The sequence below is a fragment of the Streptomyces sp. CO7 genome (assembly GCF_053474865.1).
Genome location: NZ_JBRIOU010000006.1, coordinates 216,973 through 226,596 on the forward strand (window position 1 = coordinate 216,973; position 9,624 = coordinate 226,596).

General features: G+C 75.2%; 11 protein-coding genes and 1 pseudogene. 8 read left to right on the forward strand and 4 right to left on the reverse strand.

The annotated features are described in order from the left end of the window. The first annotated feature begins 58 nt into the window (after positions 1–58). From ACOV8S_RS22390 to ACOV8S_RS22405, 4 genes are all read left to right on the forward strand, one after another. A complete protein-coding gene (locus ACOV8S_RS22390) occupies positions 59–1,408 on the forward strand; it encodes a sensor histidine kinase (RefSeq protein WP_448319745.1) in 1,350 nt (449 codons plus the stop codon). Further along, positions 1,405–2,085 (forward strand): response regulator, encoded by a 681-nt coding sequence (locus ACOV8S_RS22395; RefSeq protein ID WP_448319747.1) that lies wholly within the window; start codon positions 1,405–1,407, stop codon positions 2,083–2,085. The genes ACOV8S_RS22390 and ACOV8S_RS22395 overlap by 4 nt, the downstream gene beginning before the upstream one ends. A 177-nt stretch (positions 2,086–2,262) precedes the next feature. Next, on the forward strand, positions 2,263–3,405 hold the full coding sequence (locus ACOV8S_RS22400; RefSeq protein ID WP_448319748.1) for an alpha/beta hydrolase: 1,143 nt from the start codon (positions 2,263–2,265) through the stop codon (positions 3,403–3,405). A gap of 215 nt (positions 3,406–3,620) precedes the next feature. After that, the gene (locus ACOV8S_RS22405) at positions 3,621–4,793 is read left to right on the forward strand and encodes an acyltransferase family protein (RefSeq protein WP_448319749.1); all 1,173 of its coding nucleotides are present in this window, start codon (positions 3,621–3,623) and stop codon (positions 4,791–4,793) included. Between the two features lie 61 nt (positions 4,794–4,854). Here ACOV8S_RS22405 and ACOV8S_RS22410 read toward each other — a convergent pair whose 3' ends face one another. Next, complete coding sequence (locus ACOV8S_RS22410) at positions 4,855–6,309, reverse strand: alpha/beta hydrolase domain-containing protein (protein ID WP_448319751.1); 1,455 nt, start codon at positions 6,307–6,309, stop codon at positions 4,855–4,857. A gap of 234 nt (positions 6,310–6,543) precedes the next feature. Here ACOV8S_RS22410 and ACOV8S_RS22415 point away from each other — a divergent pair. The 3 genes and pseudogenes from ACOV8S_RS22415 to ACOV8S_RS22425 form a co-directional block, all read left to right on the forward strand. Beyond that, positions 6,544–6,858, forward strand: a pseudogene (locus ACOV8S_RS22415) (GNAT family N-acetyltransferase); the annotation flags it as partial. A gap of 87 nt (positions 6,859–6,945) precedes the next feature. Further along, the gene (locus ACOV8S_RS22420; RefSeq protein WP_448320117.1) at positions 6,946–7,470 is read left to right on the forward strand and encodes a tetratricopeptide repeat protein; all 525 of its coding nucleotides are present in this window, start codon (positions 6,946–6,948) and stop codon (positions 7,468–7,470) included. A 36-nt stretch (positions 7,471–7,506) separates the two neighbouring features. Then, entirely contained in the window at positions 7,507–7,881 is a 375-nt protein-coding gene (locus tag ACOV8S_RS22425; RefSeq protein ID WP_448319752.1) for a VOC family protein, read from the forward strand. Between the two features lie 16 nt (positions 7,882–7,897). On the opposite strand, the gene ACOV8S_RS22430 is transcribed toward ACOV8S_RS22425, so the two are convergent. Continuing rightward, a complete protein-coding gene (locus ACOV8S_RS22430; RefSeq protein WP_448319754.1) occupies positions 7,898–8,119 on the reverse strand; it encodes a hypothetical protein in 222 nt (73 codons plus the stop codon). Between the two features lie 134 nt (positions 8,120–8,253). Between ACOV8S_RS22430 and ACOV8S_RS22435 the strand changes: the two genes are divergently transcribed. Further along, positions 8,254–9,030: a TetR/AcrR family transcriptional regulator gene (locus ACOV8S_RS22435; protein ID WP_448319756.1), complete on the forward strand. Its 777-nt coding sequence runs from the start codon at positions 8,254–8,256 to the stop codon at positions 9,028–9,030. On the opposite strand, the gene ACOV8S_RS22440 is transcribed toward ACOV8S_RS22435, so the two are convergent. Both ACOV8S_RS22440 and ACOV8S_RS22445 read right to left on the reverse strand, forming a co-directional pair. Continuing rightward, positions 9,016–9,390 carry a VOC family protein gene (locus tag ACOV8S_RS22440; RefSeq protein ID WP_448319758.1) on the reverse strand — a complete coding sequence of 125 codons (375 nt, stop codon included), beginning with the start codon at positions 9,388–9,390 and terminating at the stop codon, positions 9,016–9,018. The two genes, ACOV8S_RS22435 and ACOV8S_RS22440, sit on opposite strands and share 15 nt — an antisense overlap. 12 nt (positions 9,391–9,402) lie before the next feature. After that, on the reverse strand, positions 9,403–9,624 hold a 222-nt coding region (locus tag ACOV8S_RS22445), incomplete at its 5' end, for an amidase family protein (RefSeq protein ID WP_448319759.1).

Below are 9,624 nucleotides of genomic sequence, written 5' to 3' on the forward strand. Positions count from 1 at the left end.
GTCCGGGCCCGGGGTCCGGGGTGACACTCCTCCTGGGTCCGCATAGTCTGATCACCTCATGGAATCCGGACCGCTCCAGCCCCGACCTCCCGTCGGCGGCGGCTGGCTGACGGCGTTGCGCGAAGGGCTGCGGGAGGCCGGGCAGGCGCTCGTGGTGCCGTCCGACCCCGGCAGGCCCCCGCTCGCCGGGGCGCGCACGTGGTGGGTCCGTCTCTCGCCGTACGTGGTCGTCCTCGGCTTCGTCGCGTCCCTGCTGCCGGTCACGGTCACCGTCCTCGTTCAGGACTACGACGTGAACGGGGCGATGGCCGGCGCCCTCGCCACCGCGCAGACCGCCCCCCTCTTCCTCGCCCTGACCCGCCCGCTGGCGGCGTGGTGGGTGGTCTTCGCCGCGGACGTCCTGGGTGGCCTGGTGATGACGGCCGGTGCGGACGCCGGGGACCGCAGCTGGCCCTGGACTCCCATGTCCGTGCTCGGTTACGTGCCGCTGATGGTGCTGCTGGGGCTCCGCGCGCCGCGCCGCACGCTGATCGCGGTCTGGCTCGCCACCGGCGCGGCGGGGCTGGTCTTCGAGGCCGCCGGACGCCGCGAGACCGACGGCATCCATCTGCTGCTGTTCGTGCTCAGCGGCATCACCCTGGTCGTGACCTATGCACTGCGCTCGCGCGGTGAGGCGCGGCAACGGCTCGCCGAGCAGGAGAGCATCAGCGGGGCCGAGCGGGCCCGGCGCACCCTTCTCGAGGAGCGGGCGCGCATCGCACGGGAGTTGCACGACGTCGTGGCCCATCACATGTCGGTGATCACGGTGCAGGCGGACTCCGCGCCCTACCGTGTCCAGGGCCTGCCTCCCGAGGCCCTGGAGGAGTTCGCCGGCATCGCCGCGGGCGCGCGGGAGGCGCTGCACGAGATGCGGCGGCTGCTGGTCGTCCTGCGCAACGAGGACACCGGGGGCGAACGGGCCCCGCAGCCCGGGCTGGACCGGCTGCAGCAACTGGTCGAGGCGACCGTGCGGGCCGGGGTGCCCGCCGAGCTGTCCCTCACGGCAGACCCGGGCGACATGGACCAGGCCGTGGAGCTCTCCGCCTACCGCATCGTGCAGGAGGCCCTCGCCAATGTGGTGCGGCACGCCCCCGGGGCGCCGACCAAGGTCTCGCTGACCTCGGACGGAACCGACCTGACGGCGCTGGTCGTCAACGGCTCCCCGCCCCAACCGGTCGCCGCCCCGCTGGAGCAGGACGGCACCGGGCACGGTCTGATCGGAATGCGCGAACGCGTACGGCTGACCGGCGGCACGCTCGACGTGGGACCGCTGCCCGACGGGGGCTTCCGCGTCGCGGCGCGGCTCCCCCTGCGCGGCGACGCCGAGCACGGCGACGACGCCGACGACTCTCCGAAGGGAACTCCGTGACCATCCGCGTGATCATCGTCGACGACCAGGCCATGGTCCGGGCCGGCTTCGCCGCGCTGCTCGCCGCGCAGGCGGACATCGACGTGGTGGGCGAGGCGCCGGACGGCGAGAAGGGCGTCGAGGTCAGCCGCTCCGTCCTGCCCGACGTGGTGCTGATGGACGTGCGGATGCCGAGGATGGACGGGCTGGCCGCGGCCCGTGCGCTGCTGGACCCGCCGCCGGGCGTCGTGCACCGGCCGAGGGTGCTGATGCTGACCACCTTCGACGTCGACGACTACGTGTACGAGGCGCTGCGGGCCGGCGCCTCCGGCTTCCTGTTGAAGGACGCGCCGCCCGCGGACCTGATCGCGGCGGTGCGCGTGGTGGCCTCCGGTGACGCGCTGCTCGCGCCGTCGGTCACGCGCCGTCTCATCGCGGACTTCGCCAAGCAGCGCCCCGTGCCCCGCGGGAACCCCGCGCTGCGCCTCAACGCGCTGACGCCCCGCGAGACCGAGGTCCTGGAACTGATCGCCCGCGGGCTCTCCAACCAGGAGATCGCCGGACGGCTCGTGCTCGCCGAGCAGACGGTGAAGACCCACGTCGGGCGCGTGCTCGCCAAGTTGCACCTGCGCGACCGGGCGCAGGCGGTGATCTTCGCCTACGAGTCCGGACTCGTCGCGCCGGGCGACGCCGGCTAGTCCGGCGACCGGCGGGGTCGCCGCGACCCACCCCCTACCCCGGTAGCATCCGCGCCCCGCAGGGCAGACCGGGGTAGCACCCGCCACTTGGCTCCCCGGCGTGACGTCCCGCGGCAGGGCGTATCCCTACCTTCCCTCCGTCGACACGACAGACGGACACCACAGGGGAGACGGACCATGCGACTGCGGGCGGAGATATGGAAGAGGCGTGGCAGGCGGACCGCGGTCGCCGCCGCGCTCGCGGCGTGCGTCGTGGCCGGCACCACGGGCCTGGCGGCCGGCGAGGAGCAGCGGGCGGTCACCGGCCCCGTCCCCGGCACGGGCGCCTGGCGCGCCGACCGCGGCTTCGGGCCCCTGCCGGACCCCGTCACCGCGACGCCCGACCGGGTGGCGGCGTTCTTCGCCGGGCTCGGACCGGCACAACGGCGCACGCTGATCCGCCGTCACCCCCTCGTGGTGGGCAACCTCGACGGCGTGCCCGCCCCCCTGCGGTACGAGGCGAACGCGCTGGCGCTCACGGAGGAGCGGGACCGGCAGCAGGCACGCGCCCAGGACCCGGCGCTCACCGACCAGGAACGGCGGACGGCGCGCACCCGCGCCGATCGCTGTGCGGGGCTGCTCGGCGGGGGAAAGGGCGGGCGGCAGATCATCGCCTTCGATCCGCGTGGACGCGGCCAGGTGGCCGAGGTCCACGGTGACCTGACCCGCGCGGAACACGTCTCGGTGGTCGTGCCCGGTTCCGACATCGACCTGGACACCTTCGACCGCGCCGGGGACCGGTACGGCACACCCACCGGCATGGCCCGCTCCCTGTACGCCGCCACCGGGGGCCGCACGGCCGTCGTCGCCTGGGCCGGGTACACCACCCCGGTCGGACTCGGCCCGGACGCCGCCACCGGCCGGCTCGCCGAGGCGGGTGCGCCGCGGCTGGCCCGCTTCGTGCGGGGCCTGGTGGCGGCCGGTGCGCCGAGGCCTGCGGTGTTCTGCCACAGCTACGGCTCGGTGGTGTGCGGGCTGGGCGCGCGGGACATGCCCGCCGCCGACATCGTCGTCGCGGGGTCACCGGGCATGCGCGCGGACGGCGTCGGGGATCTGCGGACGACGGCGCGGGTATGGGCCGCCAGGAGCGCGGACGACTGGATCGGCCGCGTCCCGCACGTGGAGGTGCTCGGTCTCGGACACGGAGCGGACCCGGCCGCGCCGGACTTCGGCGCACGGCGCGTGCCCGCCGAGCGGGCCGGCGGCCACAGCGGGTACTTCGCGCCCGGCACCGACTCGCTGCGTGTGTTCGCCCGGATCGCGCTGGGGGTGGCGGCATGACCGCGCCCTCCACCACCACGCCGCCGGCCTCGCCGACGCCGCCCACGGCACCCCCGGCACCGCCGATGGGGGCTCCGTCCACGGCGCCCGCGTACGCGGCACCCGCACCCGCACCCGCAGCACCTGCGTCCTCGGGCCGGGCCGGCCTCCGGCGGAGGTTCGCCCGGGCGGCCGCCGCCGTCGACGCCAGGACCCCCGCCGACCGTGACCGCGCCGTGGACGGTCTGCGCGCCCTCGCGTTGCTCGCCGTGCCCACCGGGCACTGGCTGCTCGGCGGCTTCACCCTGGACGCGGGCGGCGCGCTGCGCAACGCGAGCCCTCTCTCCTCGTTCAGTGCCTTCGCCCCGCTGAGCTGGGTGCTGCAGATGCTCGGCGTCTTCTTCCTGGTCGGCGGGTACGCCTCGGTCCTCTCGTACCGCAGGTCCCGGGAACGCGGGAGGTCCTCGAGCGCCTGGCTGCGCGGCCGTGTCGCCCGGCTGGGACGGCCGGTGCTCGGCGTGACGGCCGTGTGGGGAGCCCTGGTTCCGGTCCTGTACGCGCTCGGCGTGCCGGCCACGACGCTGCGCACCGGGTCCACGCTGGTGATCCAGCCCCTGTGGTTCGTCGGCGTGTACACCGTGATCACGGCCCTCACCCCGTACTGCGTCCGCGCCTCCCGGCGCCTGGGAGCCTGGGCCGCCGCCCCGCTCCTCGTCTCCGTCGCCGTGGTGGACCTTCTGCGCTACGGCCCGTACGCGCAGGCCGTGCCCTCCTGGCTGGGCGTGCTGAACCTGCTGCCGGGCTGGATGTTCGCCTACCAACTGGGCGTCTCCTGGGGCGACAGGAGGCTCGGCAGGCGTGGCGCCCTGGTGCTGCTCGCCCTCGGCGCGGCCCTGTTCGCGCTCCTGCTGCTCGTCTTCGGCTATCCGGCGTCCATGGTGGGCGTGCCCGGCGAGGACCGCACCAACTCGCACCCGCCGTCGCTGCTGGTGCTCGCGCTCGCGGCGGCGCAGAGCGGCGCGGCGATCCTGCTGCACGGGCGCATCGGCCGCTGCCTGCGCAGGCCGGCGCTGTGGGCGCCGGTCGTCGTGGTCAACCTGTCGGCGATGACGATTCTCTGCTGGCACCAGACCGCGATGTTCTCGGCGGCGGCGCCGGCGTCCCTCGCGGCCCCTCTCGTGGGAGCCGTCCCGGGCCTGACCGCGGCTCCCGACTCCCTGGCCTGGATCGCGGCACGGTTGCTGTGGCTGCCGGTCTTCGCGGTGCTCCTGGTGGTGCTCGCGCGCCGGACCCGGCGGTTCGAGGAGCCGTGGCGGACGGGCGGCCGGGCCGGGTGGCCGCTGTGGGCGGCCGGGGTGCTCTCGGCGGGGTTCGCGGTGTTCGCGTTCGGCCTCGTCGGCACCGGGTGACCGGTGGGACCCCGTGGGCGGCGGCGAGCCTCGGGCCGCCGCCCACGGGGCGTTCGGGGTGTCAGCGACCGACCTCGGAGGTGGCCGCCCGGCGGAGGTTGTCGCGGGCGTCACCGGGGAGGAGGTAGCCGGCGAGGACGTTGCGGGCGTCGGTGCGCGCCACCTGGGCGACGTAGCCGCCGTGGGTGGGGTGGAGTTCGTCCAGCTTCTCCTCGGTGAAGGGTTCGTGGCTGCCGAAGAGGAAGCAGAACGTCTCCCCCGCGTTGTCGCCGGTGTCCACCGCGGTGGGCGCCTCGACCTGGGAGAGCCGGATGCCGCCGAGCGCCAGCCCCAGCTCGTCGCGGGCCTTGGTGCCGTCCGCCGCGAACTCCAGCGGCGGGGCGGACGGCGGGAGCAGGCCGTGCTCGGCCCAGCGGGTCAGGTGCCCGTAGGCGGCGGCGACCACGTGGTGCAGCGGAACCCTGCTGAACGGGGGCCGCGCGCAGCGGTACTCCGGGGCGGCGCCGAGGTCGCGGGTGAGCACGGGCCGCCGGTACTCCTGGCCGTTCCAGCCGGAGTGCGCGGTGCCCGCCACCTCCCAGCGGCGGAACCGGTCGTCGTCGGCCCGGCGCGCGGGGGTGCGCACGTCGGTCTCGGAGAGCACCTGGAGGACCGGTTCGGCGCCCTTGCGGGCCGGGGCGTTGCCGACCACGAAGGCGTAGGCGTCGAAGACGGGCGCGGTGCGCGGCAGCACGTGGTCGTAGTACACGGTCATCCGCATCGCGGACTGTGAGGCGCCGACGCCGAGCACGGTCCTGGCCCGCAGCTTCCCGAGCGGGGCGGCGCCGCCCTGACGGCTCTTCAGCGCGCGGGCGGCCTGGGCGAACACGTCGTAGGACAGCTGGTCGGCGGTGAACCGCCCGCCGCCGGTGACGTCGAGGTTCCCGTAGCGGGCCGGGCTCCAGCCGCGCAGCTGGTCCACGCCGACCCGCTGGGCGGAGACCCCGACCCAGGCGTAGCCCTCGCGCAGGATCTGGTCCGGGCTCCACAGGGCGTCCAGGTCGTAGCCGGCGGTGACGTTCTGCCATTCGGTGAGGACCGTGCCGTTGAAGTCCCGCGGGTCGGCGGGGCGACGGACGATCATCCGGGTGCGGTAGGGGACGTCCTCGGCGAGAAGTTCGCCGGTGGTGCCGTAGGCGTCGGCCTTCCCGGCGATCTCGAACTCCTCCTCGACGTACCCGGCGGACGCGAGGTCGGTGACCGTCGACATCCAGGGGTAGGTGTCCTCGACCGCGGGCGCCTTGGGGTCCCCGGGCACGGTGCCGGGGAGCGTCCGCACGGTCGGCACGTCCGCCCGCGCGGTCGCGGCGCCCGGCCCCTGCACGGCCGCGGCCCCCGGACCCCGCGCGGCCGCGGCCTCGCGCCCCTGCGCGCCGGTGGCCCCGGATCCCTGTGCGGCCTGGGCGGGCGCCCCGGCCAGCGTGGCGGCGGCCAGGGCGGCCAGCAGGACCCGCGACGTTCTGCGCCATGCGCTCATGTGCGTCTGGCTCCTCTCCGGGGCGGGCCGGACGCCCGCCCGTCCCGCAGACGATGGCCGCGCCGCCCGGGTGTCACATCGGCCAAATCACCGGCGGCGCGCAATTCGGTGGGCCCGCGGCCGGTTCCCGGCGAGAATCCGGGGGTGACGACGATCAGACCCGCACGCCCCCAGGACCTGCCCGCGCTGCAGGACGTCGAGCGCGCCGCCGGACGCCTCTTCGCCGAGATCGGCATGACCTTCGTGGCGGACGACGAACCGCTCCCGCTGGATGTGCTCGACCGGTACCGCAAGGCCGGTCTCGCCTGGGTGGCCGTGGACGAGGCGGACGCGCCCGTCGCCTACCTGGTGGCCGAACCGGTCGACGGAGCCCTCCACGTCGAGCAGGTCACCGTCCACCCCGGCCACGCACGCCGAGGGCTCGGCCGCGCGCTCATCGAGCACCTGGAACGGCACGCCGCGGCCCACGGGGTGCCCGCGCTGACCCTGACCACCTACGCCGAGGTCCCGTGGAACGCCCCGTACTACGCCCGGCTCGGCTTCACGCCCTGCCCCGAGGAGGAGTGGGGACCGCAGCTGTGTGCCGTCCGGGCCCAGGAGGCCGCGCGTGGGCTCGACCTCAGGCCTCGTGTGGCGATGCGCAGGACGGTGACGGCGGGCCCGCTCCCGGCCGACGCCGCGGCCCGCCTCGCGGAGGCGGTGCGTCTGCGGGAGGGCGGTGAACCGGAGGCGGCCCGGCGGGCGTTGCTGGCCCTGTGCGCGGAGTTCCCCGGCGACGCCTCCGTCGCCTACCAGACGGCCTGGGCCCACGACGTGCTGGGGCTGGAGGCGGAGGCGGTGCCGTTCTACGAGCGCGCCGTGGCCCTTCCCGGTCTTCCCCGGGAGGACCGGCGCGGCGCACTCCTCGGGCTCGGCAGCACCTACCGGGTGCTGGGCCGCCTCGCCGACGCCGTCCGCACCTTGCGGCAGGCGACCGAGGAGTTCCCCGAGGACGGCGCCCTGCGCGCCTTCCTCGCGATGGCCCTGTACAACGCCGGCGGTCACCACGAGGCCATGACGCTCCTGCTCCGGCTCCTCGCCTCCACCAGCGAGGACCCCGGCGTGCGCGCCTACCGGCGGGCGATCGAGTTCTACGCCGGGGATCTCGACGCCACGGTATGAGCCCCGGCGCCGGGTTGGCCCTGCTTGGATGGGGCCATGACCGATCTCCCGGCCGCTCCCGCCCGCTTCAAGGACCTCTGTCTGGACGCCGTGGACCACCAGTCCCTCGCCGACTGGTGGTGCGCGGCGCTCGGCTACGTGCGGCGCGGGTCGCCGGACGGCACGGAGCCCCAGCCCGACTGGCCGGTGCCCGTCGTCGACCCGGACGGTGCGGGCCCGCTGATCTGGTTCAACCAGGTGTCCGAGCCGAAAACGACGAAGAACCGCATGCACCTCGACGTGACCGGCGACCCGGAGCGCCTGCTGGCCATGGGCGCCACCCTGCTGCGCCGCCCGGACGAGGACATCCACTGGCACGTCCTCGCCGACCCGGAGGGCAACGAGTTCTGCGTGTTCGCCCCCACCGGGTGACCCCCTCGGCCGACGTTCACCCCCGGCGGCCGAGCGCCCGCGCCCGGCGGTGGGCCCAGCCGGCCAGGAGCGCCCCCGCGAGGGCGGCCACCACGTACACGGCGACCGCGGGGGCGAACCCGCCGGGGAGCGGGCCCAGCAGGCCCAGGTCCTCGTGATCCACCACCGACCGCACCAGCCCCTGCCCGGCGACGGCCAGAAGGATCATGCCGGCCACCTGCGTCACCTCGTACTTCACGACAACTCCCTCGGATTCGACCTGTCCCGCGTTACGGCCGTATCCATGGAACAGCCGTATCCATGGAACAGTGGAGGACAGCAGGAGGAAAAGCCCTTTCCTCACACATTCGACAACCCTCGCGGGAGGCATGCGTGCGTGACGAAAACCGGCGCTCCTGCCGGGTGTGCGGTGACGCGGTGGTGCCGGCGGGCCGTGGGCGGCCCCCGCTGTACTGCTCGCGCAGCTGCCAGGCGAGGGCCTACCGGCGTCGCAGGGCGGACGCGGCCGCACAGGCGCAGCCGCACGTGCCCGGGAGCGAGGCCCGGACCGCCCGGAGGCAGCGCATCGCCGAGGCGGTGTGGCACATCGCGGCCGGACACGGACTGGAGGCCGCGAGCATGCGCCGGATCGCCGCCACGGCGCGCATGTCCCTCCGGGCGGTGCAGTACCAGTACGGCTCGAAGCACGACCTGCTGGTCGACGCGCTGCGCAGGCTGCACGCGGAGAACGAACGGCAGGCCCGGCGGCGGATCCCGTCCGGCACGGACGACCCCCGGGCGCTGCTGACCTCCGTGCTGGGCGAGTTCCTTCCGGTGGACGCCCAACGGGCCCTGTCGCTCCGCGTGTTCAACGCCTATTACGCGCGCAGTCTCACCGACCCCGCGCTCGCGGCGGTGTTCCTGCCGGACGAGCACCCGCTGGAGGACCTGGTGGCCGCCCTGCTCGGGGCGGCGCACCCCGCGGGCGCGGCGGCGCCCGGCCTGGACCCGGTCCGCGAGGCGGATCTGCTGGTGGCCGGCGCGACCGGTCTCGGCATGGACGTGCTGCACGGCCGGCGCGCCCTGGAGGACGCGCGGGCCGTGCTGGAGTACCACCTGGACCGGCTGGTGGGACCCCGTCGGGGGGCGGGCGGTTCAGGACTCCCGTGAGATGTCGATGACGCAGAAGCGGTTGCCGTCGGGGTCCTCCAGCACCACGAAGTCCGGGTCCTGCGGGTAGAGGTCCCAGTCGGTGCGCCGCGCGCCGAGGGCGACCAGCCGTTCCACCTCGGCGGCCTGGTCCCGGGCGTCGTCGGCGTAGAGGTCGAGGTGGACCCGGGGGTGGGGCTGGACGGGGACGTCGCTGCGCATCAGCGCCAGTTGGGCTCCGGCCATGCCGTCGGCGGGCACCAGGACCGCCCAGGTCTTCTCCGGTTCCTCGCGCGGCGCGTAGCCCAGCGCCCGTGTCCAGAAGGCGACGGCCCGCTCGACGTCCTCGACACCCAGCACCAGTGATCCGATTCTCAGCATGCCCCGAATTATTCACACCGGGGCGTTGGCGGTCCCCTCCATCGCCGTCGCGGCGGCCAGCAGGTCCGTCTCCCGGTCCCGGCGGCCCACCAGGTGCAGTCCCACCGGCTCGCCGGCAGCCGTCAGCCCCGCCGGGACGCTGAGGGCGGGATGGCCGGTGATGTTGAATGCCCAGGTCAGGGCGACGCTCAGGACGTCACCCGGCCCCTCGTGGCCGTGCGGGGGGTTCGGGGT